Annotated in this window: 29 protein-coding genes and 2 pseudogenes; 6 read left to right on the top strand and 25 right to left on the bottom strand. The window is 67.3% G+C overall.

The window, feature by feature from the left end; genetic code table 11:
* Window positions 1–69: 69 nt before the first annotated feature.
* The 7 genes from N911_RS0101110 to N911_RS0101080 all read right to left on the bottom strand — a co-directional run bounded on the left by N911_RS0101110 (window position 70) and on the right by N911_RS0101080 (window position 8,708).
* Entirely contained in the window at window positions 70–549 is a 480-nt protein-coding gene (locus N911_RS0101110; protein WP_029893549.1) for a metallophosphoesterase family protein, read from the bottom strand.
* Between the two features lie 8 nt (window positions 550–557).
* Window positions 558–1,199, bottom strand: a complete 642-nt coding sequence (locus tag N911_RS0101105; protein ID WP_029893547.1) for an HD domain-containing protein — start codon at window positions 1,197–1,199, stop codon at window positions 558–560.
* 2 nt (window positions 1,200–1,201) lie between these two features.
* The gene (gene argJ / locus N911_RS0101100) at window positions 1,202–2,380 is read right to left on the bottom strand and encodes a bifunctional glutamate N-acetyltransferase/amino-acid acetyltransferase ArgJ (RefSeq protein ID WP_029893545.1); all 1,179 of its coding nucleotides are present in this window, start codon (window positions 2,378–2,380) and stop codon (window positions 1,202–1,204) included.
* Window positions 2,381–2,481: 101 nt separating this feature from the next.
* Window positions 2,482–3,447, bottom strand: a complete 966-nt coding sequence (locus N911_RS0101095) for a DUF481 domain-containing protein (RefSeq protein WP_029893543.1) — start codon at window positions 3,445–3,447, stop codon at window positions 2,482–2,484.
* A 137-nt stretch (window positions 3,448–3,584) separates the two neighbouring features.
* Complete coding sequence (gene secA / locus N911_RS0101090) at window positions 3,585–6,119, bottom strand: preprotein translocase subunit SecA (protein WP_029893541.1); 2,535 nt, start codon at window positions 6,117–6,119, stop codon at window positions 3,585–3,587.
* A 25-nt stretch (window positions 6,120–6,144) separates the two neighbouring features.
* Complete coding sequence (locus N911_RS0101085; RefSeq protein ID WP_051693793.1) at window positions 6,145–7,317, bottom strand: (Fe-S)-binding protein; 1,173 nt, start codon at window positions 7,315–7,317, stop codon at window positions 6,145–6,147.
* Window positions 7,314–8,708 (bottom strand): FAD-binding oxidoreductase, encoded by a 1,395-nt coding sequence (locus N911_RS0101080; protein ID WP_029893538.1) that lies wholly within the window; start codon window positions 8,706–8,708, stop codon window positions 7,314–7,316. The genes N911_RS0101085 and N911_RS0101080 overlap by 4 nt, the downstream gene beginning before the upstream one ends.
* 14 nt (window positions 8,709–8,722) lie before the next feature.
* Here N911_RS0101080 and N911_RS0101075 point away from each other — a divergent pair, with 14 nt between their 5' ends.
* Window positions 8,723–9,271, top strand: a complete 549-nt coding sequence (locus N911_RS0101075) for a hypothetical protein (protein WP_138774305.1) — start codon at window positions 8,723–8,725, stop codon at window positions 9,269–9,271.
* 41 nt (window positions 9,272–9,312) lie between these two features.
* Window positions 9,313–9,438: pseudogene (locus N911_RS18195) on the top strand (IS5/IS1182 family transposase); the annotation flags it as partial.
* A gap of 109 nt (window positions 9,439–9,547) precedes the next feature.
* Here N911_RS18195 and smpB read toward each other — a convergent pair.
* The 15 genes and pseudogenes from smpB to N911_RS0101005 form a co-directional block, all read right to left on the bottom strand.
* Window positions 9,548–10,021 carry an SsrA-binding protein SmpB gene (smpB, locus tag N911_RS0101070; RefSeq protein ID WP_029893534.1) on the bottom strand — a complete coding sequence of 158 codons (474 nt, stop codon included), beginning with the start codon at window positions 10,019–10,021 and terminating at the stop codon, window positions 9,548–9,550.
* Window position 10,022: 1 nt separating this feature from the next.
* Window positions 10,023–11,804 (bottom strand): phosphoenolpyruvate--protein phosphotransferase, encoded by a 1,782-nt coding sequence (gene ptsP / locus N911_RS0101065; protein WP_029893532.1) that lies wholly within the window; start codon window positions 11,802–11,804, stop codon window positions 10,023–10,025.
* Window position 11,805: 1 nt separating this feature from the next.
* The gene (locus tag N911_RS0101060; RefSeq protein ID WP_029893530.1) at window positions 11,806–12,114 is read right to left on the bottom strand and encodes an HPr family phosphocarrier protein; all 309 of its coding nucleotides are present in this window, start codon (window positions 12,112–12,114) and stop codon (window positions 11,806–11,808) included.
* Window positions 12,111–12,866: a PTS system mannose/fructose/sorbose family transporter subunit IID gene (locus N911_RS0101055; protein ID WP_035104186.1), complete on the bottom strand. Its 756-nt coding sequence runs from the start codon at window positions 12,864–12,866 to the stop codon at window positions 12,111–12,113. The genes N911_RS0101060 and N911_RS0101055 overlap by 4 nt, the downstream gene beginning before the upstream one ends.
* A gap of 67 nt (window positions 12,867–12,933) precedes the next feature.
* Window positions 12,934–13,746: a 16S rRNA (cytidine(1402)-2'-O)-methyltransferase gene (rsmI, locus tag N911_RS16435; protein ID WP_341860286.1), complete on the bottom strand. Its 813-nt coding sequence runs from the start codon at window positions 13,744–13,746 to the stop codon at window positions 12,934–12,936.
* Window positions 13,679–14,089, bottom strand: coding sequence for a YraN family protein (locus tag N911_RS0101045; protein ID WP_029893526.1), 411 nt, complete (start codon window positions 14,087–14,089; stop codon window positions 13,679–13,681). The genes rsmI and N911_RS0101045 overlap by 68 nt, the downstream gene beginning before the upstream one ends.
* On the bottom strand, window positions 14,065–14,682 hold the full coding sequence (locus tag N911_RS0101040; protein WP_029893524.1) for a ribonuclease HII: 618 nt from the start codon (window positions 14,680–14,682) through the stop codon (window positions 14,065–14,067). Before N911_RS0101040 ends, N911_RS0101045 begins: the two co-directional genes overlap by 25 nt.
* 65 nt (window positions 14,683–14,747) lie before the next feature.
* On the bottom strand, window positions 14,748–15,095 hold the full coding sequence (rplS, locus tag N911_RS0101035; protein ID WP_029893522.1) for a 50S ribosomal protein L19: 348 nt from the start codon (window positions 15,093–15,095) through the stop codon (window positions 14,748–14,750).
* A 9-nt stretch (window positions 15,096–15,104) separates the two neighbouring features.
* Window positions 15,105–16,382 (bottom strand): tRNA (guanosine(37)-N1)-methyltransferase TrmD, encoded by a 1,278-nt coding sequence (gene trmD, locus N911_RS0101030; RefSeq protein WP_029893520.1) that lies wholly within the window; start codon window positions 16,380–16,382, stop codon window positions 15,105–15,107.
* 67 nt (window positions 16,383–16,449) lie between these two features.
* A complete protein-coding gene (locus N911_RS18685; RefSeq protein ID WP_051693790.1) occupies window positions 16,450–16,731 on the bottom strand; it encodes a ribosome maturation factor RimM in 282 nt (93 codons plus the stop codon).
* A 17-nt stretch (window positions 16,732–16,748) separates the two neighbouring features.
* Window positions 16,749–16,970, bottom strand: a pseudogene (locus N911_RS19125) (ribosome maturation factor RimM); the annotation flags it as partial.
* 2 nt (window positions 16,971–16,972) lie between these two features.
* Window positions 16,973–17,206 (bottom strand): KH domain-containing protein, encoded by a 234-nt coding sequence (locus tag N911_RS0101020; protein WP_029893518.1) that lies wholly within the window; start codon window positions 17,204–17,206, stop codon window positions 16,973–16,975.
* A gap of 43 nt (window positions 17,207–17,249) precedes the next feature.
* The gene (gene rpsP / locus N911_RS0101015; protein WP_029893516.1) at window positions 17,250–17,495 is read right to left on the bottom strand and encodes a 30S ribosomal protein S16; all 246 of its coding nucleotides are present in this window, start codon (window positions 17,493–17,495) and stop codon (window positions 17,250–17,252) included.
* Window positions 17,496–17,552: 57 nt separating this feature from the next.
* Window positions 17,553–19,073, bottom strand: a complete 1,521-nt coding sequence (gene ffh, locus N911_RS0101010) for a signal recognition particle protein (RefSeq protein WP_029893514.1) — start codon at window positions 19,071–19,073, stop codon at window positions 17,553–17,555.
* A 122-nt stretch (window positions 19,074–19,195) separates the two neighbouring features.
* Complete coding sequence (locus tag N911_RS0101005) at window positions 19,196–19,588, bottom strand: hypothetical protein (RefSeq protein WP_029893512.1); 393 nt, start codon at window positions 19,586–19,588, stop codon at window positions 19,196–19,198.
* Between the two features lie 62 nt (window positions 19,589–19,650).
* Here N911_RS0101005 and N911_RS0101000 point away from each other — a divergent pair, with 62 nt between their 5' ends.
* Window positions 19,651–19,866, top strand: a complete 216-nt coding sequence (locus tag N911_RS0101000) for a hypothetical protein (protein WP_029893510.1) — start codon at window positions 19,651–19,653, stop codon at window positions 19,864–19,866.
* A gap of 31 nt (window positions 19,867–19,897) precedes the next feature.
* Here the strand turns inward: N911_RS0101000 and N911_RS0100995 are convergent, their stop codons facing one another.
* The 3 genes from N911_RS0100995 to N911_RS0100985 all read right to left on the bottom strand — a co-directional run bounded on the left by N911_RS0100995 (window position 19,898) and on the right by N911_RS0100985 (window position 23,047).
* Window positions 19,898–20,239 (bottom strand): hypothetical protein, encoded by a 342-nt coding sequence (locus N911_RS0100995; protein ID WP_029893509.1) that lies wholly within the window; start codon window positions 20,237–20,239, stop codon window positions 19,898–19,900.
* 154 nt (window positions 20,240–20,393) lie between these two features.
* On the bottom strand, window positions 20,394–21,584 hold the full coding sequence (locus N911_RS0100990) for a pyridoxal phosphate-dependent aminotransferase (RefSeq protein WP_029893507.1): 1,191 nt from the start codon (window positions 21,582–21,584) through the stop codon (window positions 20,394–20,396).
* Between the two features lie 32 nt (window positions 21,585–21,616).
* Window positions 21,617–23,047: a sigma-54 dependent transcriptional regulator gene (locus N911_RS0100985; RefSeq protein ID WP_029893505.1), complete on the bottom strand. Its 1,431-nt coding sequence runs from the start codon at window positions 23,045–23,047 to the stop codon at window positions 21,617–21,619.
* Window positions 23,048–23,188: 141 nt separating this feature from the next.
* On the opposite strand from N911_RS0100985, the gene larB reads away from it, so the two are divergent.
* From larB to N911_RS0100970, 3 genes are read left to right on the top strand one after another with little or no spacing between them, the layout of a single operon-like run.
* Window positions 23,189–23,959 carry a nickel pincer cofactor biosynthesis protein LarB gene (larB, locus tag N911_RS0100980; protein ID WP_029893503.1) on the top strand — a complete coding sequence of 257 codons (771 nt, stop codon included), beginning with the start codon at window positions 23,189–23,191 and terminating at the stop codon, window positions 23,957–23,959.
* A complete protein-coding gene (locus N911_RS0100975) occupies window positions 23,956–25,014 on the top strand; it encodes a glycosyltransferase (protein WP_029893501.1) in 1,059 nt (352 codons plus the stop codon). Before larB ends, N911_RS0100975 begins: the two co-directional genes overlap by 4 nt.
* Window positions 25,015–25,018: 4 nt before the next feature.
* Window positions 25,019–25,675, top strand: a complete 657-nt coding sequence (locus N911_RS0100970; protein WP_051693788.1) for a phosphatase PAP2 family protein — start codon at window positions 25,019–25,021, stop codon at window positions 25,673–25,675.

Below are 25,675 nucleotides of genomic sequence, written 5' to 3'. Positions count from 1 at the left end.
CGCTTCCAGAACGAAAAAGGGCGCTCCCTGGCCAGGGAGCGCCCTTTTTCGTGGGAAAACCCTGTCCATCTAGTCCGGAACCACATGGCGGGCGCGCAGTTGGCCGCCCTCCTCCTCCACCAGAGCCATGGAGCCGCCGTCGCGGCGCAGGCTGCCGGGGTTGAGCAGCCAGGTATCGCCCATGCGCACCCAGGTGAACTGATGGGTGTGGCCGAAGCAGATCAGGTCGACCCCCTCGCCGAAGGCCTCGTAGACTTTGCGCGGAACCTGCGAGCGCGGCCCCCAGCCGTGGGTTACGCCGATCTTCCAGCCGCCCGCCTCGGTCCGCAGCATGGGCGGCAGGTCGCAACTCACCCGGTACTCGCACATGTTGCCGCTCACGGCACGCACGTCCGGGTGCACGGCCCGCAGCCAGTCGATGACGTCCACGCCGGTGACGTCGCCGCAATGGATGAGCACGTCCACGCCTTCCAGATAGCGGTGAAAGACACGCTCAAACCAGGGCGTGGGAGATTCCAGATGGGTGTCGGAGATGACGGCCAGCCGCATGGCTCGGGCTACTCCCCGTCCGGCTCGGGAGTGTGTCCGTTCTTCCGCTCCCACCAGGACCGATCAGGCCCCAGGAACCACCAGTCGGTGTGGTCGGTCTCGGCGATGCGCCTGGCCAGGGTTTTGCCCTCCTCGGTTCGCAACCGTTCCAGGGCGCATTCGATCCACTTCACAGCGTAGGGGTTGCCCAGGTCCTGCTGCTCCTTGAGGTTGAGGATGAGATCCACCTGGTCGGCGTCCTGGGCGAGCCGAGCCTCCACCGTGTCCACCTCCTCCAGCTCCTCCCAAAAAGGCAGGATGGCCTCGGTGAGGCCGGTGCCGGACAGGGTATCTTGCAGAGCCCGGGTGCGGCGGGACTCGTTGTACATGCGGTTGACGTAGTTGAAGTCGCCGGTGCGCGCTTCGTGCAGGTCGTGGAAGAGGCAGAGCATGGCTGTTTTGGACTCGTCCGCCCCGGCCATGCGGGCCAGCACGAAACCCACCAGGGCGGTGCGAAAGGAGTGTTCCGCCACGTTCTCCGAGCCGGTGCCCAGGAACTGGTAGCCGGTGCGCGGGGTCTTGCGCAGCATGCCCGCCTCGAACAGGAAGTCGGCCAGTCGGGTGAGGCGGTCCCGAGACTTGGTATTGGCGCGCGCGTCGCACTTGGTCATGGTCAGGTCCGGTAGTCGGCGTTGATGGAGACGTATTCGTGGGTCAGGTCCGAGGCAAGCAGCATGTACTCGCCCGGGCCGTCGCCCAGGGAGACGTTGATGTGCACGTCCTGCTTGCGCATGAGCGGGGCCAGCACGGCGTCCAGGTCGCCGTCCATGGGGCGGCCCCGGTCGAAAATGGTGATGCCGCCGATGGCCACTGAGACGCGGTCCGGATCGAACTGCGCCCCGCTGCGGCCCAGGGCGGCCACGATGCGGCCCCAGTTGGCGTCGCGGCCGAAGAGCGCGGTCTTGACCAAGGGGGAGTTGCCCACGGCGCGGGCGGCCCACTCCGCCTGTGAGTTGTCCCCGGCGCCCACCACGGTCACGCGCATGACCTTGGTGCCGCCCTCGGCGTCCTCCACGATCATGTAGGCCAGGGACTGGCAGACGTCCTCCAGGGCATCCATGAAGGCTTCGTCGTTCTCGTCCAGGCTCACCCCGGAAGCCCCGCCGGCCAAGCCGATGAGGCAGTCGTTGGTGGAGGTGTCGCCGTCCACTGTGACGCGGTTGAAGCTGCGGTCGGCCGCGCGCGAGACCATGCGCCGCCAGGCTTCCGGCTCCACCCGGGCGTCGGTGAGCACGAAGCCCAGCATGGTGGCCATGTTGGGGCAGATCATGCCCGCGCCCTTGGCCAGCCCCAGGATGCGCACCTCTTGGCCGTTCACGGAGAGCGACCGCCAGGCCAGCTTGGGGAAGGAATCGGTGGTCATGATGGCCTTGGCCACCTCCACCGGCCCGACCTCGCCCAGGGATTCCTTGAGCCGCGGCAAGGCCGCCCGCCACTTGTCCAGCTTGAGGTGCTGGCCGATGACCCCGGTGGAGGCGGGCAGCACCTCCACCAGCTCGCACCCGGCCAGCTCGGCGGCCATCTCCAGGGTCAGGCGGCAGTTCACCCGGCCCTCGTCCCCGGTGCAGGCGTTGGCCTGGCCGGAGTTGACCAGCAGGGCGCGGGATTCGCGCAGGGTGCACAGCGTTTCGATGCACTGCTGCACCGGCGCGGCCTTGAAAAGATTGGTGGTGAACACGCCTCCGGCCGAAGCTGGCCGCTCCGCCAGGATCAGTCCCAGGTCGTAGCGGCCCTCGTGCTTGAACCCGGCCTTGGCTGCCGCGAAGCGGAACCCCTTGGGGCTTGGTACCATGCTGTCTTCCTCGCAGGATGCTGAAATAGTCGTTCCTCCGGCCACTCTGAGGCCGCCGGGGGCATCCGTGATAGACCCTCGCCGGGAGGATGGCAAGGCGGCTACAGCCCGCCGAAGGACCACCCCAGGGTCAGGTAATAGCGCTCGTCCCAACGGGTCTGCTCCGGGGGCGGATCGTTGCGCCAGTCGTAGTCGTAGCGGAAGGACAGGTCGAAGCCGTTGCCCAGGGGGAAGCGGATGCCCTGCCTGGTCTGGGCCACGGCCTCCTCGCTCTCCTTGAAGGAAACGAAGCCGTGGGAGACCTGGAAGAGCTGCGCACGGCCGGGCCATATCCAGAAGGAGAACTCGCTGCTGGCCTGGCCCGCGGGAAACTCCTCGTCCGCCTTGCCGTTCTGGTAGTTCTCCCAGATGTAGGCCGGACCGCCCTGCATCTCCCAATTCCAGCGGCCGGAATCCAGGATGACGTAACCGGCGTGGCCGCCCAGGGCCAGGCGACGCTCCAGGTCCGCCTCGTGGTCCGCCTCGGCCGAGCCGCTGGCGCCGATGAAGAAGCGTTTGCTCAGGAAGCGGTCGTAGCTGGTCCGCAGCAGCCAGTTGGACTCGATGGTGGAGCCGGAGTCGGCGGCCCAGTTGTGCTCGCCGTAGCCCTTGTAGCGGTTGTCGCCCTTGCGGGCGGTGATTTCGCCCTCCCCATGCACGGACTCGGTCTCGGTGTTGCCGTTGGCCTTGTCCCAGCCCGCGCCCAGGCGGCCCTTCACCCGCCAGGCGTCCGGGTCGGTGGCCACCGAGACCACGTTCTCGCCTGGCGATATGCTGGAGGCCTGCCATTCGCTGTCGTCCTTGCCGTACACGGCCACAGGCTTGTCCGTCTCCAGCCGCTCCACCTTGTCCCAGGAAACCGAGACCTCTCCGGCATACTCCGTTTCGAAAAGCAGCTTGCCCTTCTCCATGCGCACCAGCGCGCCGGTCAAGCGGTCGCCGTTGGCCATGAGCAGGGTGTCCGCCCGGGCGGCGAAGGGGGTCAGAACGAGAACGGCCGCCAGCAGGGCGGCGATACGGATCGGCATGGGGTCCTCCTTGGCTTGGCGAGCATACGGCATACCCGTTCATGCGGTCTCGCGGCAACCCGATGGCGGCAAAAGAAAGCGGCCGGAAGGGCATCCCCCTTCCGGCCGCTCGCCGTGAACGATTCCGGGCCTTCAGCTCACGAACCGCAACATTTCTTGTATTTACGCCCGGAACCGCAGGGACAAGGGGCGTTGCGGCCGGTCTTGGGCTTGTCGCGCTTGACCGTGCGGTCCGGCTGGTCGTCATCGCCGCCGCCCGCGTACTGCAGCTCCGTGTTTTCCTCGTGCTTGAACTCCTCCTCCTTGACCTCCGCCTTGATGCGCAGGTGGCACAGGGAGAAGAGGGCGTTCTCCTTGATGCGGTAGAGCATCTCCTGGAAAAGCTCGAAGCCCTCCTTCTTGTACTCCTGCTTGGGGTCCTTCTGGCCATACCCGCGCAGGCCGATGCCGTCGCGAAGATGGTCCATGTTCAGAAGGTGTTCCTTCCAATTGCGGTCCAGGGAGTCCAACAGGAAGTAGCGAAGAATCTCGGTGAAATGGTCCGGAGCCTGGTCGCGCAGCCCGTCCAAAATGGACATGACCCACTTCCGGGCGGTCTCGCGGTCGGGCACGGCGCCGTCGTATTCGTCCATGCGCTTGACGTCGAAGACCTCTTCCAGGCGGGCGCGCACGTGCGCCTCCATATCCTTGTCCTGGTCCTCATCCTTGTCCTTCTCTTTGCCCTTGTCCTTGTCCGACTCCAGGGCCTGATAGAGATCCTCGAGGATGTCCTCCACGAAGCCGTCCACCACGTCGCGCAGCTCGTCGGCGGTCATGATCTCGCGGCGCTGGGTGTAGATGACCTCGCGCTGCTGGTTCATGACGTCGTCGTATTCCAAGAGGGTCTTACGTATCTCGAAGTTGTGCGACTCCACCCGGCGCTGGGCGTTTTCGATGGCCCGGGAGACCATCTTGTTCTCGATGGCCTCGCCCTCCTCCATGCCCAGCTTCTCCATGAGGCCGGAGATGCGGTCGGAGCCGAAGAGGCGCATGAGGTCGTCGTCCAGGGCCAGGTAGAAGCGGGAAGCGCCGGGGTCGCCCTGGCGGCCGGAGCGGCCGCGCAGCTGGTTGTCGATGCGCCGCGATTCGTGGCGCTCGGTGCCCAGGATGAACAACCCGCCCTGTTCCACCACGCCGTCGCCCAATTTGATGTCCGTGCCGCGTCCGGCCATGTTGGTGGCGATTGTCACCTTGCCCAACTGGCCCGCCTCGGCCACGATCTCCGCCTCGCTCTCGTGGTGCTTGGCGTTGAGCACGTTGTGCGGCACCTTCATCTTCTTGAGCATCCTGGAGATCAGCTCGCTCTTCTCGATGGACACGGTGCCCACCAGCACGGGCTGGCCGCTCTTGTTGAGGTCGGCGATGTCCTGGGCGATGGCCTTGAACTTGTCTTCCTGGGTCCGGTAGATGACGTCGGCGTGGTCCTGGCGGATCATGGGCCGGTGGGTGGGGATGACCATGACGTCGAGGTTGTAGATCTGCTTGAACTCCACCGCCTCGGTGTCGGCCGTGCCGGTCATGCCGGACAGCTTGTCGTACATGCGGAAGTAGTTCTGGAAGGTGATGGAGGCCAGGGTCTGGTTCTCCGCCTTGACCTTGACCTTCTCCTTGGCCTCCAGCGCCTGGTGCAGGCCATCGGAGAAGCGGCGGCCCGGCATGAGGCGGCCGGTGAACTCGTCCACGATGACCACCTCGCCGTCCTTGACGATGTAGTCCTTGTCGCGGGTGAAGAGCTGGTGCGCCTTGAGCGCTTGCAGGATGTGGTGCTGCAGGGTGATGTGGCCGGGGTCGAAGAGGTTCTCCACGTTGAGGATCCCCTCGCACTTGACCACGCCCTCGTCGGTGAGCATCACCGAGCGCGCCTTCTCGTCCAGGGTGAAGTCCTCGTCCCGCTTGAGGCGGGGGATGATGGAGTCGATCATGCCGTACTGGGCGGTGGACTGGTCCGCCTGCCCGGAAATGATGAGCGGGGTCCGCGCCTCGTCGATGAGAATGGAGTCCACCTCGTCCACGATGGCGTAGTGGTGCTCGCGCTGCACCAGTTGCTCCGGCGCGAAGGCCATATTGTCGCGCAGGTAGTCGAAGCCGAACTCGTTGTTGGTGCCGTAGGTCACGTCGCAGGCGTAGGCCTCCCGCCGCTCGGCCGGGGTCATGCCGTGGGTGATAACGCCAACGGAAAGCCCGAGGAAACGGTAGATCTCGCCCATCCACTCGGCGTCGCGGCTGGCCAGGTAGTCGTTGACCGTGACCACGTGCACCCCCTTGCCGGTGAGGGCGTTGAGGGCCACGGGCAGGGTGGCCACCAGGGTCTTGCCCTCGCCCGTCTTCATCTCGGCGATCTTGCCCTCGTGCAGGACGTGGCCGCCGATGATCTGGACATCGAAGTGGCGCAGCCCCAGCGTGCGCACGCTGGACTCGCGGACGATGGCGAACACCTCGGGCAGAATCTCGTCCAGGTCGCGGCCGCCCTGGACCTCGTCGCGCAGTTCCATGAACCGCCCGCGCAGGCCGTCGTCGTCCAGCTTCTGGATCTCTGGCTCCAGTCCGTTGACCTTGTCCACCACGGGGGAGATCTTCTTCAGGTGGCGGTCGGCCTGGGAACCGAACAGCTTCTTGGCGATGAAATCGAGCATGTATGTCTCCTGCGTGCAGGGAAGATTACGTGTTGTCCACGGCCAGGGCGTCCAGCCAGTGGTCCGCCCCGGCGCCGGTGGGCGCGGTGGCGGAAAGCTGCACCACGCATCCGGAGCAGCCGGTCAGCACGCGGGCGTCTTCCGCGCCGCCCGCAACCAGCCGCTCCCACAATGTTCCGGCCACAGCTTGAGAAAGATCGGGCGCGCCGAGCTGCATGACGCCGCCGAAACCGCAGCAGGCGTCCTCCGGACCTCGCTTCAGCCTCCCGCCCAGGGCACGCTCCAGCAGGGGGCCGTCGCGGTCGCCGCCGGAGCCGTGGCAGGGGCGGTGGTAGACGATGCGGGCGGGGGCCTTGTCCAGCACTTCGAACTCCGCGCCCTCCAGCAGCCCGGCCAGCGGCTTCACCGCCTCCAGCCAGGCCTCGCGCTCGCCCTCCTCCCAGCCCAGGTCGGCCCGGGCGTAAGCCCGCAGGCCGCAGCGGCAGGTGGCGCAGAACACCGCCACCAGGGGGCGGCCCGCATCGCGCCAGGCTTGCAGGTTGGCGCGGCGCAGCCGGTCCCGCTCCTGAAGCAGCCCGGCGTGGCCCAGGGTGCAGCCGCAGCAGGCAAAGCCGGGATCGGCAACAGTCTCGAAGCCCAAGCCCGTAAGCAGGGCCGTGGCCTTCCTCCGCCACTCGGGCCGAGCGTGGCGGGCAGTGCAGCCGGAGAAAAGTACGGCCTTTGCCCGCTGGTCGCAAGGGAACTCCCCGGTTGTGACAAAACGCACCCGCAGCCAGGGCTCGGGAGCCGGGCGCGGACCGTCCAAAGCGCGGGCGGCGGCGATGGCCGGACTCTTTGGCAGGGGCAGCCTGGAAGCTGTCCTGGCCAGGGGCCACAGCGCCCCGGCCCAGTTTATCCAGCGGCCCCAGACCCACTCCCGCCAGCCGGAGTTTTCCGCGCGCATTTCCGCGGCCAGGTCCGGGGCGCACAGCCCCTCGGGGCAGGCGGCCTCGCAGCGGCCGCAGGAAAGGCACAGCGCGGCCAGTCCGGCCGCATCCCCGGCGTCCACTTCCCCGGTCTCGCTGCCCTGGCGCAGCACGAACTTGGCCCGGGGGGAAAGCTCCTCGCGGTTGGTGGCCGCGAACAGGGGGCAGACCGCCAGGCAGCGGCCGCAACCCACGCAGCGGACCGTGTTCTTTTCGGCGTGCAGCCCGCTCACAGCGCCTTCCCAGGATTGAGGATGCCGCTCGGGTCGAAGGCCGCCTTGACGCGGGCCATCAGCCCCCGCTCGGCCGGGCCGAGCTGCATGCCCAGGTAGGGCGTCTTGACCTGCCCCACGCCGTGCTCGCCGGTGAGGGTGCCGCCCATCTCCACCGAGGCGCGCAAAATCTCCTTTTTGGCCTGGGGCGCGGCCTCGGCCTGGGCCGGGTCGGACTCGTCGTACATGATGTCCACGTGGATGTTGCCGTCGCCCAAATGGCCGAAACAGTACACGCCCACGCCGCGCTCACGGCCGATGGCCTTGTAGCGGGCCACGGCCTCGGCCACGCGGCCGCGCGGCACGGCCACGTCGTCGTTGCTCTTGTTGGGGGCGATGAGATGCATGGCCGGGGAGATCATGCGCCGCAAGTCCCACAGCGCCTCCTCGCCCTCCTGGTCGGTCCCCAGCTTCACGAAGGTGGGCGTGGAATCGGCCAGGGCCTCGCGAAGCCGCTCGATCTCCGCCCCCACGGCCACCCGGGAGCCGTCCAGCTTGAACAGCAGGCAGGCCCCGGTGCCCTTCGGCCAGGGCACCTCGCCGCCCGACTTGGCGCGGGCCTTCTCCAGCGCGCCCAGCACCCCGGAATCCATGAACTCCAGCGCCGACGGCAACAGCCCGGCCCTGAACACCGCGCCAGCGCCCGCAAGCGCGCGCTCCAAATCCTCGAAGCCAGCCAGCAGCGAGGCCGAGGCCTCGGGCAGCGGCAGCAGCTTGAGCACCGCCTCGGTGATGACCGCCAAGCTGCCCTCGCTGCCCACCAAAAGCCGCGTCAAATCCAGCCCGCAGACGTCCTTGTGGCAGCGCGACCCGGCGCGGATGACCTCGCCGCCCGGCAGCACCGCCTCCAGCCCCAGCACGTGGTCGCGGGTGACGCCGTACTTCAGCGCCCGCATGCCCCCGGCGCAGGTGGCGATGTTGCCGCCGATGGTGGAGACGCCCACCGAAGCCGGGTCCGGCGGGTAGAACAGCCGCCGCGACTCCAGGTCGGCCTGCAGTTTGCCGGTGACCACCCCGGGCTGCACCCGGGCCACGAAATCCGTTTCGGAAATCTCCAGCACCCGGTCCATATACAAGGTGGAAAGCACCACCCCGCCCTCCGGCCCGGGAATGCCGCCCGCGGCCACGCCCGTACCCCGAGCGCGCGGCGTCACCGGCACGCCCTCGGCCTGGGCCCAGCCCAGAAGCTCGGATACCTCCTCCGTGGTCCTCGGCCGCACCACGGCCCAGGCCGGGCCGCCCGTGCGGCGGGAGGCGTCCACCCGCGCCGGGTGCGTTTCCGCCGGGGCCAAGGCAAGTTGGTCGCCGGGAAAAAGTCGTTTGAGAAATGCGGTCTGGGATCGGTGCAGCATGAATCGGCTCGCGAATGAGGCAACCCGTTCTCTTAATCACCGTGGAAGCTCATGGCAAGGCGGCCTTGACCACCCCGCCGGGTCGTGTAATCAACCTCTCCCCCATCGAGAGGAAACCAACCATGCTCCAGACCCAGAACCTTCTCCGCGCTTGCCTGGCGGCCGGCCTGCTGGCTTGCCTTCTGGCCTCGCCAGCCGGGGCCCGTGGCCCATCGGGCAAGCTTCAGTTCCGTTTCGAGAACACCCCTGCCGGGGGCCGCGCCGTGCTCTCCCTGCAACCCGGCACAGACAGGACATGGCGGCTGGTCAGCCTGACCAGCCCGGCCGACGGCGGCCTGCCCCACCCGGAAATCGTCCTCACCAACCAGATGCTCATGGTGGAGGACAAGGGAAGCAAAGGCGGCGACATTGAAATGGAGCTCAACCTCACCTGCCCCGAACCCTGCCACTACGTGCAAGGCGTGGTCGAACTCCCGCCCCAAGCCTCCCTGGTCGTGGGCACCAAACAGGTGGTCCAGCGCATCCGGGAATCCGGCGGCTGGGACTTCGTGCTGCGAAGATAAGCGCTTCAGAAGCCGAAAAAACAAAGGGGGCAGGATACCTGTCTTGGCTTTATCGCTTCAGGAAGCTTCTGGTCAGGTTTGAAAAGCTGCATTCAACTCATTTGGCATTAACCCATCTGGCGGCCGCCATCATCGCTCTGAGAAAGACAGGAATTATCTACGGATAAATTCTTAGTTTGCCTCGGGTCCAGGGCCGAGCAGGCCCTGGTCGCCGAAGGCGAAATGCTTTCCCGGCCCTGGTCGCCCGCCGAAGGCGAGATCTTCCCCTCTTCCAGCCTAATACTTTTCGGACAACTGCCGTTTCGCCTCGCGGTCCAGATCCCTCTGCTTCAGGGCGTCTTTTTTGTCGTGGAGGCGTTTGCCCCGGGCGAGGGCGATTTCCAGTTTGAAGCGGCCGCGTTTAAGGGTGAGTTTGACCGGGATGACGGAGAGGCCTTTTTGTTCCTTGCGGCCGCGCAGCATGTCGATTTCGCGGGCGTGGAGGAGGAGTTTGCGGGGGCGTTCCGGGTCGTGTTGGGCGTAGCCCGCGTTTTCGTAGGGGGCGATGTGGGCGCCCACCCAGAAGGCCTCGTTGCCCCGGAAGTCCACGTGGGAGTCCTTGAAGGAAACCTTGCCGTCGCGCAGGGATTTGACCTCGGAGCCGGAGAGGGAGAGCCCGGCCTCGTAGGTGTCCAGGAACTCGTATTCGTGGCGGGCCTTGCGGTTGAGGGCCACGGTCTTGCTGGGCGCTTTGGCGGTGTCGTTGGCCATGTCAGTTGGCTTCCTCGATGTCCAGCAGGGAGGAGTAGAAGGTCAGTTCCTCGGGGTAGCGCTGGTAGATGATGTCGCGCACCAAGCGGTTGGTGCGGGAGACGGTGCGTGATTTGAGGACCATTTTCAGCAGTTCTGTGCACTCGTCCATGTCCGTCTGGCGAATGATGCGCTTGATGCCGGGGACGGCCTGGGGGCCCATGGAGAGGGAGTCCACGCCCATGCCCATGAGAATGGGCACGCAGAAGGGGTCTGCGGCCATTTCGCCGCACAGCCCCACCTCGATGCCGGACATGTGGGCGGCGTCCACCACCTGCTTGATCATGCGGACGATGGCCGGGTGCAGGGGCTGGTAGAGGTAGGAGACCCCGCGGTTGGTGCGGTCGATGCCCAGGGAGTACTGGATGAGGTCGTTGGTGCCGATGGAGAAGAAGTCCACCTCCTGGGCCAGGAACTCGGCCACCATGACGGCCGAGGGCAACTCCACCATGATGCCGAAGGGCATCAGCGGGTCGAAGTCGCGGCCTTCGCGCTTAAGCTCGGCCTTGGCCTCGTTGAACACGGCCTTGGCGTAGCGCAGTTCCTTGAGGCCGGAGATCATGGGGAACATGATGCGGATGGGCCCGTAGATTCCGGCCCGCAGCACGGCCCGCACCTGGGTCTTGAAGATGTCCGGGTGGCGCATGCAGAAGCGGATGGCCCGCATGCCCAGGGCGGGGTTGGACTCCTCGAAGCCGCCGAAGTGGGAGAGCATCTTGTCCGCGCCGATATCCAGGCTGCGGATGGTCAGGCCGCGTGGGGCCAGGATGGAGGCTAGGTCGGAGTACTCCTCGAAGAGTTCTTCCTCGTCCGGCAGCTGGGAACGGTTCATGTAGCTGTATTCGGTGCGATACAGACCCACGCCCTCCCCGCCGTTGTCGATGACCTGGGCCACCTCCTCGAAGAGCTCGATGTTGGCCATCACCTCCACGCTGTAGCCGTCGCGGGTTTCCCCGGGCAGGTGGCAGAAGCGGATGATGGACTTCTGGTAGGCCTCGAACTGGTCGCCCAATTCCTCGTAATGTGCCAACTCCTCGTCGTCCGGTTCCACCAGGATGCGGCCCTTGAGGCCGTCCACCACCACCAGGTCGCCGTCCTGGACCTTCTCCTCCAATTCGTCCACGCCCACCACGGCGGGGATTTGCAGGGAGCGGGCCAGGATGCCGGTGTGGGACGTCTTGGCGCCCAGGGAGGTGGCCAGGCAGAGGATCTTGTCCAGGGACAGCTCCACGGTGTCGGCCGGGGTGAGGTCGTGGGCCATGAGGGCCACACGGCCCTGCACGTGGGAAAAGTCGGTCAGCTCGCCGGAGAGTTGGATGAGGACCCGTTCGGCCACCATGCGCACGTCGTTCATGCGCTCGCGGATGTAGGGGTCCTCCAGGGCGGAGAAGGCGTCGCGCAACTCGCCCACCGCCTTTTCAAGGGCCCATTCCGCGTTAATGCGGTGCTCCTTAACGAAGTTCACGGCCTTGTCGGTGAGCTTTGGGTCTCGCAGGATCATCAGATGGGAGTCGATGATCAGGGCGTGGTCGCGCAGTTCGCGCGGGACGCGCTTGCGCAGTCCCTCCAGGTAGTCCTCGGTCTGGGCGAAGGCCTGTTTCAGGCGCTCGGTCTCGCCCTCGACGGCTCCCTCGGACAGCGAGTGCCTGGGGACGTGCTCGAAGCGGTTGCGGTTGAGGAAGACCGCCTTGCCAATGGCTATACCGGAGGAGACGGGGATGCCGGTTATGGTGTACCTGGCCACCCTACCCCCCGTCCTGGGCTTCGAAATGGTTGCGGAAGAGGGATTCAAGGTGGTCCAGGGCCTGCGGCGCGTCGCTTCCGTGGGCGCGCAGTTCCAGGGCGGAGCCGCCCGCCGCGGAGAGGGTGAGGATATCCAGGATGGACTTGGCGTCCACTTCCTGTCCGCCGGCGGCCAGACGTATGTCCGACTGGAAGCGCTGGGCCTCCTTGGCCAGGCGGGCGGCCGGGCGGGCGTGCAGACCCATGTCGTCCAGCACGCAGACGTGGCGCACCATGGGGGAATTTTCGCGGTGTTCTTCGTGCATCGTCATACCATTCGGGCCATCCAGGGCCACAGCACATACCCCGCCACCAGGCCGAGGACAACCACCTCGCGCGGCAATCCCAGCCTTCTCACCAGCCAGGCCGCGGCTCCCAGCAGGGAGCAGGACAGCAGCCACTTCCACCACACCATCTCTCCGCGCCAGAGCATGGCCCAAAGCAGGATGATGAGCAGGCCGTTGGCGTACTTCAGCCTTCGGCCCCAGTTGATGAGGTTCAGCCGCTTGAGCCTGGGCAGCGCGCCGAGGCCGTGGCGGACGCCCGTAACAAGCCCCATGAAGCGGAACCACTGCAGGGCGACGACCAAACCGGCGCCCCATACCACGGCCGCCGCGTGATTTGAAGAGGCCACGAGGCAGACGGTGGACAGGGCCCAAAAGGGGACCAGACCTCCGCCGAAAAAGGAATCGCCGATGGCCGAGAGCGTATAGGAAGCCGTGCGCTTGACCTCCTCCAGGGTCTTGGGCTTGATCTCCCCCCGGGCGATGGCCGCCTCCAGGGAGAGGAACACCCCCGCCAGCATGGGCGCGAAGAAGGGGTGCGAGTTGTAGTGTTTCAGGGCCCGCCGCCTGGCCCGGCCCAGTTCGGCCGGGTCGGAATGCAGGGCGCGCAGGCCGGGGTCCATGGCCAGCCCCAGGCCGATGTTCTGCATGCCGCGCGTGTTGAAGCAGGCGCCCACAAGGTAGGTGCGCAAAAAAATGCGCCAGATTGTGCGCGAGTCGATGCCGGTGAGCGCTGCCATGCTCAGTCGCTTGTCTCGGACGGGGTGGGGGGCAGATCGCGGAGGGCCTCGTAGGCCTCTTTGACTGTTACCCCCTCCAGTCGCTCCGCGGTACGCCGGGCGATTTCGCGGGTTTGCCGCCCCGCTCGGCCTCCTCGCGGAGGACCCGCTCGATCTCATCGGAACCGGCCCGGCCGCGCACCGGCGGCCCCACCAGAACCGTAACCTCTCCCTTCAGCGCCTCGGCCGAATCCTCGGCCTTGGCGGCCAGTTCATCCAGACATCCCAGGATAAACTCCTCATGCTGCTTGGTCAATTCGCGGGCCAGACAAGCCTCCCTCTCGCCGCCCAGAATCCCGGCGGCCAGGGCCAGGGTTTGCGGCAGGCGGGAGGGGCGCTCGAAGAAAGCCAGGGAGGCGGGCAGCTCGGCGTACGGCTGAAGGACGCGACGCAGGTCGCCTTTGGAGCGGGGCACGAACCCCAGGAAAGCGAAGGGCAGCGGCGGCAGTCCGGCGGCGGACAGGGCGGCGGCCGGGGCGAAGGGACCAGGCACGGGCGAGACATCGAAGCCGGCCTCGCGAACGGCGCGCACCAGCCGGTAGCCGGGGTCGCCCAAGAGCGGGGTGCCCGCGTCCGAAACCAGGGCGGCGGAACGGCCGGAGTCCAGGACGCCCAGCACGCGCTTCACCCGCGCTTCCTCGTTGTGCTCGTGCAGGGAGAGGAAACCGGGCGAGGGGATGCCCGCCCGCTGGCACAGCAGGCCGCTGCGGCGGGTGTCCTCGGCCAGGATCACCGCCACGTCGGACAAGACCTCCCGCGCCCTGGGCGTGAGGTCAGAAAGGTTGCCAATGGGCGTGGCCACCACCCAGAGCCTGGGCGACGTCCACGACGTCCTGGACATGATGCACCTCGTACCCGTCGTTCCCGGCCGTGACCGCCGCCAGATCGAAGCGGCAGGCCAGATGCCAGGCATCGTTTTCCGAGAGCCACAGGGAGGCGGCCCGGACCAGCCGCTCCGCCTTTTGCCGCCCCAGCGACTCCACCGCCCGCGTGGGGCCTCCCTCGTCCCGCGTCTTAACCTCCACGAAAACCACCACCTCCCCGTGGCGGCAGACGAGGTCGATTTCCAGCGAGCCGCTCCGCCAGTTGCGGGCCAGCACTTTGAAGCCTCTGCGCCGCAGGTATTTTTCCGCGGCCTTCTCCCCGGCTCCGCCGCGTTTCAGGTGTCCAGGCCCGGCAGGCACAGATTCTCCTGGCTCGGCGGCTCCTCGCGCACGCCCTGAAAGGTGGCCCGGTGCATGTGGCAGGGTCCCAGCCGGCGGATGGCCAGCCGGTGCGCGCGGGTGCCGTAGCCCTTGTGTTCGGCGAAGCCGTAGCCGGGATAGCGGCGGTCGAGCCGGGTCATGAGGTGGTCGCGGAAAACCTTAGCCACCACGGAGGCGGCGGAGATGACCGGCTTCCTGCGGTCGCCGTCCACCACGGCCTCCTGCAGAAAGCCTTCCAGCAGGATGGTCTGGTTTCCGTCAATCTGCAGCCGCTCCGGGCGGAGCTTGAGACGCAGCACGGCCCGCCCCATGGCCAGCTTGGTGGCGTGGAGGATGTTGCAGGCCTCGATCTCGCGCGGCCAGGAAACCCCGATGGCCCAGGCGCGGGAGATGGACTTGACGGTCAGGGCCAGCTCGCCCCGACGCTTTTCGGTGAGAAGCTTGGAGTCGGTCAGGCCCGGCAGGCGGGCCTTGTAGCCCTTGGGAAGGATGACGGCCGCAGCCACCACCGGTCCGGCCAGGCAGCCCCGACCGGCCTCGTCGACACCGGCGGTAAGCGGAATCCGCGCCACGCTCCCTCCCGGGCTGGCCGGGCCGGCGGGGGGCGTTGTGCCCCCGCCGTGCGGCCGGTAAGCGGTTAGATCTGGCTGCGGGTGCGGATGCGGGCGGCCTTGCCCTTGAGGTTGCGCAGGTAGTAAAGCCGGGAACGGCGCACGCGGCCGCGGTTGACTACTTCCACGCGCTCGATGAAGGGCGAATGCATGGGGAACACGCGCTCCACGCCCACGCCGTCAGACACCTTGCGCACGGTGAAGGTGGAGTCGGTGGTGCCCTTGCGTTTGCGGATCACGGCCCCCTGGAAGACCTGGATGCGCTCCTTGTCGCCCTCGATGATGCGGAAATGCACCTTGACGGTGTCGCCCGGGCGGAACTGGGGGATATCGATGCGTTGGTGTTCGCGCTCGATCTTCCTGACGATGTCCATGTTAGCCTCCTAGAAGATATCTGCCAATATTCTGTCCACCGTCACGGCGGCCGCCGCCCGGACCGACAGATGATTGTATTCGTCAAACGGCCGCAGGGGTCGAAGCACCGCGTCGACCCGCTCCATGACCTCCCGCGCCAGCCCGTGCCCAGTGCCCAAGAGCAGCAGAACCGGCTCGTCGCTCAGCCAGCGGCGCACGTCCTCGGGAACCGCCGTACCCGCTCCCCTGGCCGATGTGGCCACCACGCGCGGCTTGCGCCCGGCGGTTTCGGCCATGTCGCGGATGGCTTCGTCCAGATCGGTGGCCAAGCGCACGTTCGCCACGGCCTCTGCCCGATCCGGATTGGCCCGGCCGCCAGCCCCTTTTGTCCAGTGGGAAATCAATGTTTCCGCCAGCTTGCGCTGATCCTGGAGGGGCGTCACCACGTACAGGCCTCTCAGCCCGTACGAGCGGGAAACGCGGCTTATATCGTGCAGGTCGAGATTGGTCAAGGATGTTGAGCCAACCTTTCTTTCACCGGTGATGACCGGGGCGTGCACCAAGGCCAGGGCCAGATTGCGGCCACGCCGGGTGGTGCGCTCCGAACGCAGAAAACGGATGTCCGTCTTGTCCAACCTGGCCTCGGCCAGCAGGTCGGGCCGCCTTTTCAGGGTGTTCAGCAGGGACTGCCGCCGCCGCCAGTCGCGGATGCGGGCGTGGTCCCCGGAGCGCAGCACCTCCGGCACGGCCAGGCCCCGGAAGGTTTCGGGCCTGGTGTAGTGGGGGTACTCCAGCAGTCCCTTGGAAAAGCTCTCCTCCTCGCCCGAGGCCTGCTTGCCCATGAAGCCGGGCTTGAGCCGGGCCACCGACTCCACCAGGCACAGGGCCGCGGCCTCGCCGCCGTTGAGCACGGCCTGCCCCACGCTGACCCGCTCCAGGGGGAACAGCTCAGCCACGCGGTCGTCGATGCCCTCGTAGCGGCCGCAGACCAGGGTGATGTTCTCCTCCCCGGCCAGTTCGCGGGCCAAGTCCTGGTCAAGCGGGCGGCCCGCCGGGTCCAGGTAGAGCATGCGCCCCGGCTCGGGAACGGACTCCAGCGCCTCGGCCAATGGGCCGGGGGACATGACCATGCCCGGCCCCCCGCCGTAGGGGGTGTCGTCCACGCTGCGGTGTCGGTCGCGGGCGAAATCGCGGGGGTTGACCAAGTCGAAGGAGACCACCCCCGCGTCCACCGCCTTCCCCATGAGCCCGGCCCGCAAGGGGCCGTCGAAATACTCGGGGAAGATGGAAAGGAGGGTTAATCGCATGGCTGGCTCGGGATGGCGCGCCGGCTGTACAAAGAGGCGTCGGCCCCGGCCCGGCCGCGCCCGGCGGCTACTCGCCGCCCAGGTAGATTTCCAGCAGCCCCTCGGGGGGATCGATGCGCACGAAGCCCTCTTCCGGGCTGGCCTCCAGGATGAACTCCTCGGCCGCCGGAAAGAGGACCTCCGCGCCCTCTCCGGTGCGGATGGTCCAGACCTCGGTGGGGTCGTCCTCCACCCGCTCCACCACCCCCAGGGGGGTGTCGTCCGGCAGCAGCACCCGCAGGCCCTCCAGCTCAAAGAGGTAGATATCCTCGTCGGGCTTCTCGGGCAACTCGGCCAGATCCGCCAGCACCTCGGCCCCCGGCGCTCCTCGGCCTGGTCGCGGCCGTCAATGCCGCGCACCTTGAGCAGCACGCGCCCCTTATGCACGCGGTGGAACTCCACCTCGCGCGGGGCGCGCTCCCCGGAGAGCCAGACGCGTGCCAGCCCCGCATAGACGTCGGGCGACTCGGCCCAGCTATCCACTGTCAATTCGCCACGCAGGCCGTGCGGTTTGACCACACGGCCCAGGGCGACGAGGCGCGGGGGCATAGCTATTCGAGGATTTCCAGCACGCAGCGCTTCCTGGCCTTGGAGGAGGCGGCCCCGAGCAGGGTGCGCATGGCCCGCGCCGTGCGTCCCTGCTTGCCGATGACCTTGCCCAGGTCCTCCTTGGCCACTTTCAGTTCGATGACCGAGGTCTGCTCGCCCTCGATCTCGGTGACTTCGACTTCGTCGGGGTTGTCCACAAGCGACTTGGCAACGTGTTCGATCAGATCCTTCAACATGGCAACCTCCGATACCCCGCGGCGACGACGCCGGCGCGGTCCGCTAGATCTGCATTCCGGCTTTGCGGAAGATGGAGCGGACCGTGTCGGAAGGAGTCGCGCCCTTGTCGAGCCACTTCTGCACCTTTTCCTGCTCGACCTTGATTTCCTCGGGGTCGACCATGGGGTTGTAGTGGCCCAGGTATTCCAGGGCGCGGCCGTCGCGGCGGGTTGCGCTGTTCACGGCGACAATGCGGTAGAAGGGACGCTTTTTGGAGCCCATCCGGGTGAGGCGAAGCTTCAAGGCCATTTTCCTACTCCTGTTACGATACTAAAGTGGTTAGGGCAAAAAGCAAGCAAAAAGGGGTTACTTCTTGCGCTTGCGCTTTTTGCGGTCCTTTTTCTTCTTTTTCTTGGTGAAAGAGCTTTTCGGGGGGCCGCCCTCGCCGCCGGGCATGCCGGGCATGCCTCCCATGCCGCCCATTCCGGGCAGTCCGGCGTGGGCTCCGCCCGGGCCTTCGCCGCCCATGTCGGGCAAGCCGCCGCCCAGGCCGGCAAGATTGGGCATGCCGCCCTTCTTCTTGCCCTTGCCCCCCATCATCTTCTTCATCATCTTGCGCATCTGCTCGAAATTCTTGACCAGCTTGTTGACCTCGGCCACGTCGTGCCCCGAGCCCCGCGCGATGCGCTCCTTGCGGGACGGGTTGAGCAAATCTGGATTCCTGCGCTCCTGGTTGGTCATGGAGGAGATGATGGACTCCACCTTGGCCAACTCCTTCTCCGGCATCTGCGCGTCGCCGAGCTGTTTGGTCATCTTGCTCATGCCGGGGATGAGCTTCATGACCCCTTCCAGGGAGCCCAGCTTCTTGATGCGCCGCATCTGGACCCGGAAGTCCTCGAAGTTGAAGGACGCCTTGCGGAGCTTGGTCTCCAGCTCTTCGGCGTCCTCGTCCTCCATGGAGGTCTGGGCCTTCTCGATGAGGGTGAGCATGTCGCCCATGCCCAGAATGCGCGAGGCGATGCGGTCCGGGTGAAAGACCTCCATCTCGGTCAGGGCCTCGCCCATGCCCACGAACTTGACCGACTTGCCCGTGACCGACTTGATGGACAGGGCCGCGCCGCCGCGGGCGTCGCCGTCCATCTTGGTCAGCACCACGCCGGAGACGTCCAGCTGCTCGTCGAAGGCCTGGGCCACGGTGACGGCGTCCTGGCCGGTCATGGCGTCGGCCACGAACAGGATTTCGTTGGGCTGCACGCCGGACTTGATGTCCGCCAGCTCCTGCATGAGCGGCTGGTCCACGTGCAGCCGGCCCGCGGTGTCGAAGAGGACCGTGTCGCAGCCCTCCTCCTTGGCCCGCTTGATGGCGTCGCGGCAGATGTCCACCGGATTCATGTCCGAGGTGGAGGGATAGACCGGGACGTCGATCTGGGCGGCCAGCTTGGTGAGCTGGTCGATGGCCGCGGGGCGGTAGACGTCCGCGGGCACCAGGTAGGGCTTGCGGTTCTTCTCCTGGCGCAGCCACAGGGCCAGCTTGCCGGAGGAGGTCGTCTTGCCCGAGCCCTGCAGGCCGACCATCATGACGGAGGCGGGCGGCGGGCCGGAAAGGTCCAGCTCGTAGGTCTCGCCGCCGAGCAGCTCGATGAGCTCCTCGTGGACGATCTTGACCACTTGCTGGCCCGGCGTGAGGGAGCCCATGACCTCCTGGCCCAGGCACTTCTCCCTGAGCCGGTCCACGAACTCCTTGACCACCTTGTAGTTGACGTCCGCCTCAAGCAGGGCCAGGCGCACTTCGCGCAGGCCCTCTTTGACGTTCTCCTCGGTCAGCTTGCCCTGACCCTTGAACCGCTTGAATACGCCGTCGAGACGTTCGCCGAGACTTTCGAACATATTGCTCCCCGGGCGGCGGACGCACTCCCGCCCCGATAAAGACGGTGTCCGTTACATGAGCGGGGGTGGGGAGTCAAGAAGGGATTGGCTCCGGACGTGCCGGGAACCGGAGCGCACGCGGCTCAGGCCGTCTTGTCCAGCAGGGAAAGCGTCCTGCTCCGGCCGCCCGCGCCGCGCAGGACGAGGTTGCCGTTCCGCAGGTTCAGGGACTCGGCCTCGAACCCGGCCTTCTCCCCCAGCCGCTCCAGCCTTTCGGGGTCCTCGGCCAGCCACTGGTCGATGGCTTCCTGGCTGGCCCCCTTCTCCTCGATGTCCTCGCGCAGATTGTCCAGCATCTCGGCCATGGGGTCCACCTTCTCGCCGATGGGTTCCATCTTGAACTTGTCGAAGAACCCGGAAAGACCGCCGCCGCCCACGACCTCCCGCCGGGAGGTGGGGCCCTCGATGGTGTGGGCGTCCTGATTGAGGTTGCGGAAGGAATAGATTCCGTTTCCCGCGCCGTGGGTGTCCAGCATACACTTGGTATCGGCGCGTTCGGCCCTTGCCTTTAGCCCCGGCCTCGGCCATTGTGCCGCGCATGGATCTCAAGTCGAGCCTCAAGCGGGCGGCCAACCTGGCGGAGGAAGAAGGCGAGCCCTTTGTCGTGGGCCTGGAGGACCGCCACTGGCGGGTGGTGCGGCTGGACGACCCGGCCTCGGACCTGTTGCGCCCCGCCTTCATCGTGGACGCGGACGGCCTGCGCTACCCCGAGGACCACGAGCGGGTCCGCCACCTCATCGCCCAGGGCGAGTGAACCGCCCGCCACTCCGCGCGGCGGGCGGCGGCTACTTCACCGGCCAGTCTATCTCCCAGGTGGTCAGAAAGACCTTCTCCAGACCCAGTTCCGTCCGCACCTCTTCCTCGATGGCCCTGGCCATGCCCTTTTCCGCCGCCACCCAGAAAGTCAGGTTGTCCTCGACCTTCTTTTGCCCGTGGTACATGGAGCCGCCCCGGGTGCGGGCCATGGTCCAGCCTCCGGCGGTCTCGTCCAGGTAGTCGGTCAGCCGCTCCATCTTGGCGTCCCCAAGTCCCTCGGGCACCACGAACATGTGCATGACCCCCTCCCCGGCCAGGGCGGGGGCGGTCAGGACGAGGGACAGCAGCAGGGCGAACAGGGCAATGCGCATGGGGTTCTCCTTGTTTTTCCGCAGCCTAGCACGCCGCGCGCGTGAAGCACCACCCCTCTCCCTCGCCGCGCCGCTCCCTGGCGACATGACGAACAATCCCCCGGCGCAGCATGGACGCCGGGGGATTTCATACCTGTGCGTTTCTTTCAGCCCGCTATGCGAAAGCTTGGCGAGCTTTTGCGAATCCCGGCGCGGCGCGGCGGATGACGTCCTCGCCCACGCAGAAGGCCAGGCGGAAGTAGCCGGGGCAGCCGAAGCCCGAGCCGGGCACGGCCAGCACAAGCTCCTCCTGCAGGCGGGCGCAGAAAGCCACGTCGTCCCCACCCGGGGCCTTGGGGAAGAAGTAGAATGCCCCCTTGGGCATGGTGAACTCGTAGCCCGCCTCGGTGAGCACCTCGGCCATGGCCTTGCGCCGGGCCTCGAACACCGAAATATCCACGCTGGCGCCCAGCACCTTGAGCAGCACCTGCTGCCCCAGGGCGGGAGCGTTGACGAAGCCCAGGATGCGGTTGGCCAGGGTCAGCCCGGCCAGCAGCTTGTCCTTGTCCGGCATGGAGGGGTTCACGGCCACGTAGCCCACCCGCGCCCCGGCCAGGGAGAGGTTCTTGGAGAAGGAGCTGATGACCACGGCGTGCTCGTACATGGGCAGCACCGGGGGCACGGTTTCCCCGTCGTACACCAGGAAGCGGTAGGGCTCGTCCGCGATGAGGTAGATGGGGCGGCCGAACTCCGCGGACTTGGTGCGCAGCAGGTCGGCCAGGGCGGACTGTTCGCCGAAGCCGTAGACCGCGCCGGTGGGGTTGTGCGGCGAGTTGATGATGACCGCCCGCGTCTTCTCGGTGATGGCCCCTTCAATGGCTTCCAGGTCCAGGCCGAAGTCGGGCTGGTGGGCGGGCACGGGCTTGAGCGCGCCGCCGTGGTTCTCGCAGTAGAAGCCGTACTCCACGAAGAAGGGCGCGGGGGTGATGACCTCGTCGCCCGGCTCCAGCACGGCCTTGAGCATGCAGTTCAGCCCCCCGGCCGCGCCGCAGGTGACCACCACGTGCTCGGCGGAGAGGTTCTTGCCCTGCTCGCGGGTTATCTCCTCGGCCAGCCGCTTGCGCAGTTCCGGGTAGCCGGGGTTGGGCATGTAGCCCGCGGCGAAGGGATTGCCCATGGTCTCGGCCACCTGGCACAGGGCCTCGCGCACCTCGGGCGGGGGCGGCAGGTCGGGGTTGCCCAGGGAAAAGTCGCAGACGGCCTCGGCCCCGTGCTCCTGTTTGAGCCGGGCGCCTTCCTCGAACATCTTGCGTATCCAGGAGGAACGCTCCAGATAGCTTTCCACTTGGCTGGAGAGGGCGGACATGGCGGTCTCCTCGAAGGTCGGATTTTACGTGTTCAGGGTATGTCGATGCCCTGCTTGCGGTACTCGTTGAGCTTGTTGCGCAGGGTGCGTACGGAAATGCCGAGCGTTTCGGCGGCCTGGGTGCGGTTGCCGCTGGTCTTGTCCAGGCTGCGCAGGATCATCAGCTTCTCCATCTCGTCCAGCCGCTCCACCTCCTCGGGGAGCTGCATGGACTCCGGCCCGGGCTCATCCGCTCCGGTTTCGCAGGCGCAGGACCCGCCCGCCTCGCCGAACTCCTCGGGCACTTCCCAGGAGTCGGGATCGAGCAGGAAATGGGATGTCTGGATGGGCCCCTTGCCCGCCAGCAGCACGGCCCGCTCCATGAGGTTCTGCAGCTCGCGCACGTTGCCGGGCCACTCGTAGTCCAGCATCCAGGACCTGGCCTCCTCGGAGAACTCCAGTCGGGGCAGGCCGTAGGCCTTCTGGAAGGTGTCCACGAAGAAGCGGGCCAGAAGCAGCACGTCCTCGCCGCGCTCGCTCAGGGGCGGCAGCCGCAGGGGGATCACGTTGAGGCGGAAGTAGAGGTCCTGGCGGAACCGCCCCTCCTCCACGTATTCCTCAAGGTTGCGGTTGGTGGTGGCCAGCACCCGCGCGTCAACGGACACGGTCTCGGTGCCGCCCACGCGATCCACCTCGCCCTCCTGCAGCACGCGCAGCAGCTTGGCCTGCAAGCCTACGTCCATTTCGGAAATCTCGTCCAGGAGGATGGTGCCGCCCTGGGCCAGCTCGAACTTGCCCAGCTTGCGGGAGATGGCCCCGGTGAAGGCCCCCTTCTCATGGCCGAACAGCTCGGATTCCAGCAGGTGCTCCGGCAGGGCGGCGCAGTTGACCGCGATGAAGGGATTGCCGGCGCGGTCGGAGTGCTCGTGCAGGAAGCGGGCGAACTTCTCCTTGCCCGTGCCGGACTCGCCGGAGATGAGGACGGTGGCCTTGGAGGGGGCCACCTGTTTGGCCAGGGCCAGCACCCGCAGCATGGAGGGGTGCTTGCCGATGATGTCCGCGCCGGGTTTTGGCTGCTTCCTGGGCGCGGGGGCGGCGGCCGGTCGCGAAGCGGCCTGGGGCTCCTCGCGGGTCTTGGGCAGCAGGGCCTCGATCTTTTCCCAGGGAACCGGCTCCAGCCAGTAGTCCTTGGCCCCCAACTCAAGCAGCTTGCGCGCCTCGTCCGCCGAGCCCTTGTCCGCGAAGACCACCACCGGGGGGAAGGCGCCCATGGCCTCGGCCGAGGCCCCCAGCAAACTCTCCACCTTGTAGCCGGGCAGGCGCGCCTTGGAAAAGATGACCTGCGGCCGCGCCTTCTCCACGTCGGCCAGCGCGCCGCGCAGGCTTTCGGCCTGGCCCACGTCGTACCCCAGCTCCTTGAGCCGGGGAAAATGGGCGGTCACGGTGGTGGCTGGGGCGACGAAGAGGACGCGCTTGTCTGGCACGGAGATGTCTTTTTTTTCAGCTTGCCCCCGGCGTAGCGGGCCGGACGGGACGATTTTCGGCCTTGTATACAGACTATCCGGCCCGGAGACAATGCCCGCGCGCGTTGACCTCGCGCCCGGGCGCCGGTAGCTTGCCGAGCCATGGATCAAACCAGTCTGAAACGCCTGCTCGAAGAGGTGGCCTCCGGGGCCGTGAGCACGGACGAGGCCCTGGCCAGGCTGCGCCTGCGCGCCTCCGCATCCCTGGCCGAGGGCGTCACCCTGGACCTGGACCGGGAGGGCCGCTGCGGCCAGCCCGAGGTGGTGCTGGGCCAGGGCAAGACCCTGGAGCAGATCAGGGCGGCCGTCTCCGGCCTGGCCGATGCGGGCCAGCGCGCCCTGGTCACCCGTCTGGACCCCGGGCACGGCGAATCGCTGCTCGCGGATTATCCACAGGGGCTGCACCTTCCCGAAGCCCGCCTGTTCGTGCTTGGCCCGAGCGCATCGGAAATCGGCCCGCCCTGGCCGGAAAGCGGCGAGGCCATGGTGATCTCGGCCGGTGCCGCCGACCGCGCCGTGGCTTTGGAGGCGCTGGCCACCGCCCGCTTCTACGGCGTGTCCGCGGGGATGGCCTCGGACGTGGGCGTCTCCGGGCTGCACCGGCTGCTGCCCCACGCCAAGGCGCTCACCGAGGCCAGGCTGCACATCGTGGTGGCGGGCATGGAGGGCGCGCTGCCCTCGGTGGTGGCCGGGCTGTTCGGCAAGCCGGTCATCGCCGTGCCCACCTCGGTGGGCTACGGCACGGGCCTGGGGGGCTTGTCCGCGGTGCTGGCCATGCTCAACTCCTGCGCCGCCGGGGTGGCCGTGGTCAACGTGGACAACGGCTTCGGGGCCGGGGCCATGGCCGCCAAGATCATCGGAGAGGCCCGTTGAGGGTCTGGTTCGTCAACTCCACCCGCCGCTGGGGCGGGGTCAAGACATGGACCCTGGACCTCGTCCAGTGGCTGGCCGAGCACGGGCACGAGCCGGTCGTCGCCTGCCGTCCGGGTCCCTTCGCGGACAAGGCGGTGGAGCTGGGCGTGGAAACCCACGTCTTCGACTTCGGGGTGGACTTCTCCCCCAACCGCATCCGCTGGTTCACCAGCGCCTTCCGGGCGGCCCGGCCGGACGCGGTGGTCTGCAACGTGGGCAAGGACCTGCGCACGGCCGGGGTGGCGGCGCGGCTGTCCGGCATCCCGGTGGTCCACCGGGTCGGCCTGCCCGGCGACATGCGCAACGTCCCCAAGGTGCGGCTGCTGCATGCCTTCATCAAGCCCAGGGTTCTGGTCCCCTGCGAGTTCATCAAGTTTGGCCTGCGGGAAAACCTGCCCTGGCTCAAAGACGAGGAGATCACCGTCATCCGCACAGGCAAACCCTGCGCCGGGGAGGAGACCCCGCCGCCGGACGGCCCTTTGCGCCTGGTGGCCACCTCCCAGCTGAACCCGGACAAGGGGCACGACGACATGCTGCGCGCCCTGGCCCGTCTGGCGGAAGAAGGGTATGCTTTCCGCCTGGACGTGCTGGGCACCGGCAGCGAGGAGGAGCGGCTCAAGGAGCTGGGCCGGGAGCTGGGGCTGGACGGGCGGTTGACCTGGCACGGCTTTCAGCGCAATGTGCGTGCCTTTCTGCGCGCCGCCGACGTGTTCGTGCTGCCCTCCCGCTCCGAGGGACTGCCCAACACCCTGCTGGAAGCCATGGCCCTGGGGCTGGCCCCGGTGGCCCGCGACGTGGGCGGCGTGCGCGAAATCTGGCCCGAGGCCATGGATTTTCTGCTGGCCGACGCCCGGGGCGATGGCGAAGGGATGTACCCCCCGCTCAAACGGGTGCTGGACGCCCCGCCGGACGAACTGGCCGGATACAAGCGCATCGCCCTCAACGTCTGCCGCGAACGGTTCGACCAACAGACACAGGCCCGCCGGGTAGCGGAATGGCTGGCCGGACTAAACTGACCGGATGAAACACCTTCTTCGCTCCGCCCTGCCCCTGTTGGGCCACTGGCTGCTGGCTTCCCTGCCGCTGCTGCTCATGCTGGCGGCCATGCACCTCTTCCTGGGCTCGCTGGAGTCCATCGACATGCACTGGCGGGTGCACCGGCTGGAGCACCCCGACTTCCGCCGCTTCATGGACATCTTCACCGACTGGGGGCACCTGCCGCTCTATTTCATCCTCTTGTGGATGCTGGTGCGCGGCTGGCGGCGCGGCATCGCCCGCGACGTACGCTACGTGCTGACCTTTGCCGTGCTGCAGGCCTTTGTGGGTTTCCTGCTGGTGCGCATGATGAAGATCGGCTTCGGCAAGCCCCGGCCGGACACCGGCGGGCTGGCCCGCCCCATCACCATGGACCCGTCCTACCACGGCATGCCCTCGGGCCACACCACCGAGTCCTTCGGCGCGGCCCTGAGCGCCGTTTTCGGGCTGAAACGCTGGTGGCTGACCCCGCTTCTGGGCTGCTACGCCGCCGCCACCGCCTTCAGCCGCGTCTATTTTTCCAACCACGACAGCCTGGACCTGCTCATGGGCTGGCTGCTGGGCTCCTACGTGGCCTTCGGCGCCGCCTTCCTGGCGGACGTGCGCTGGCGCAACATCTTCCGCATCTCCACCTGGACGTAG

The sequence above is a fragment of the Desulfohalovibrio reitneri genome, assembly GCF_000711295.1.
GTDB classification, from domain to species: Bacteria; Desulfobacterota; Desulfovibrionia; order Desulfovibrionales; family Desulfovibrionaceae; genus Desulfohalovibrio; species Desulfohalovibrio reitneri.
This window is presented reverse-complemented; position numbering and strand designations above follow the sequence as displayed.

What these genes read in the sequence shown, in the direction of transcription:
- N911_RS0101110 (WP_029893549.1), bottom strand. Translation starts at nt 549, where the DNA reads ATGCGGCTGGCCGTCATCTCCGACACCCATCTGGAATCTCCCACGCCC.
- N911_RS0101105 (WP_029893547.1), bottom strand. Translation starts at nt 1,199, where the DNA reads ATGACCAAGTGCGACGCGCGCGCCAATACCAAGTCTCGGGACCGCCTC.
- argJ (WP_029893545.1), bottom strand. Translation starts at nt 2,380, where the DNA reads ATGGTACCAAGCCCCAAGGGGTTCCGCTTCGCGGCAGCCAAGGCCGGG.
- N911_RS0101095 (WP_029893543.1), bottom strand. Translation starts at nt 3,447, where the DNA reads ATGCCGATCCGTATCGCCGCCCTGCTGGCGGCCGTTCTCGTTCTGACC.
- secA (WP_029893541.1), bottom strand. Translation starts at nt 6,119, where the DNA reads ATGCTCGATTTCATCGCCAAGAAGCTGTTCGGTTCCCAGGCCGACCGC.
- N911_RS0101080 (WP_029893538.1), bottom strand. Translation starts at nt 8,708, where the DNA reads ATGCTGCACCGATCCCAGACCGCATTTCTCAAACGACTTTTTCCCGGC.
- N911_RS0101075 (WP_138774305.1), top strand. Translation starts at nt 8,723, where the DNA reads ATGAGGCAACCCGTTCTCTTAATCACCGTGGAAGCTCATGGCAAGGCG.
- smpB (WP_029893534.1), bottom strand. Translation starts at nt 10,021, where the DNA reads ATGGCCAACGACACCGCCAAAGCGCCCAGCAAGACCGTGGCCCTCAAC.
- N911_RS0101060 (WP_029893530.1), bottom strand. Translation starts at nt 12,114, where the DNA reads ATGACGATGCACGAAGAACACCGCGAAAATTCCCCCATGGTGCGCCAC.
- N911_RS0101055 (WP_035104186.1), bottom strand. Translation starts at nt 12,866, where the DNA reads ATGGCAGCGCTCACCGGCATCGACTCGCGCACAATCTGGCGCATTTTT.
- rsmI (WP_341860286.1), bottom strand. Translation starts at nt 13,746, where the DNA reads ATGTCCAGGACGTCGTGGACGTCGCCCAGGCTCTGGGTGGTGGCCACG.
- rplS (WP_029893522.1), bottom strand. Translation starts at nt 15,095, where the DNA reads ATGGACATCGTCAGGAAGATCGAGCGCGAACACCAACGCATCGATATC.
- trmD (WP_029893520.1), bottom strand. Translation starts at nt 16,382, where the DNA reads ATGCGATTAACCCTCCTTTCCATCTTCCCCGAGTATTTCGACGGCCCC.
- N911_RS0101020 (WP_029893518.1), bottom strand. Translation starts at nt 17,206, where the DNA reads ATGTTGAAGGATCTGATCGAACACGTTGCCAAGTCGCTTGTGGACAAC.
- rpsP (WP_029893516.1), bottom strand. Translation starts at nt 17,495, where the DNA reads ATGGCCTTGAAGCTTCGCCTCACCCGGATGGGCTCCAAAAAGCGTCCC.
- ffh (WP_029893514.1), bottom strand. Translation starts at nt 19,073, where the DNA reads ATGTTCGAAAGTCTCGGCGAACGTCTCGACGGCGTATTCAAGCGGTTC.
- N911_RS0101005 (WP_029893512.1), bottom strand. Translation starts at nt 19,588, where the DNA reads ATGCTGGACACCCACGGCGCGGGAAACGGAATCTATTCCTTCCGCAAC.
- N911_RS0101000 (WP_029893510.1), top strand. Translation starts at nt 19,651, where the DNA reads ATGGATCTCAAGTCGAGCCTCAAGCGGGCGGCCAACCTGGCGGAGGAA.
- N911_RS0100995 (WP_029893509.1), bottom strand. Translation starts at nt 20,239, where the DNA reads ATGCGCATTGCCCTGTTCGCCCTGCTGCTGTCCCTCGTCCTGACCGCC.
- N911_RS0100990 (WP_029893507.1), bottom strand. Translation starts at nt 21,584, where the DNA reads ATGTCCGCCCTCTCCAGCCAAGTGGAAAGCTATCTGGAGCGTTCCTCC.
- larB (WP_029893503.1), top strand. Translation starts at nt 23,189, where the DNA reads ATGGATCAAACCAGTCTGAAACGCCTGCTCGAAGAGGTGGCCTCCGGG.
- N911_RS0100970 (WP_051693788.1), top strand. Translation starts at nt 25,019, where the DNA reads ATGAAACACCTTCTTCGCTCCGCCCTGCCCCTGTTGGGCCACTGGCTG.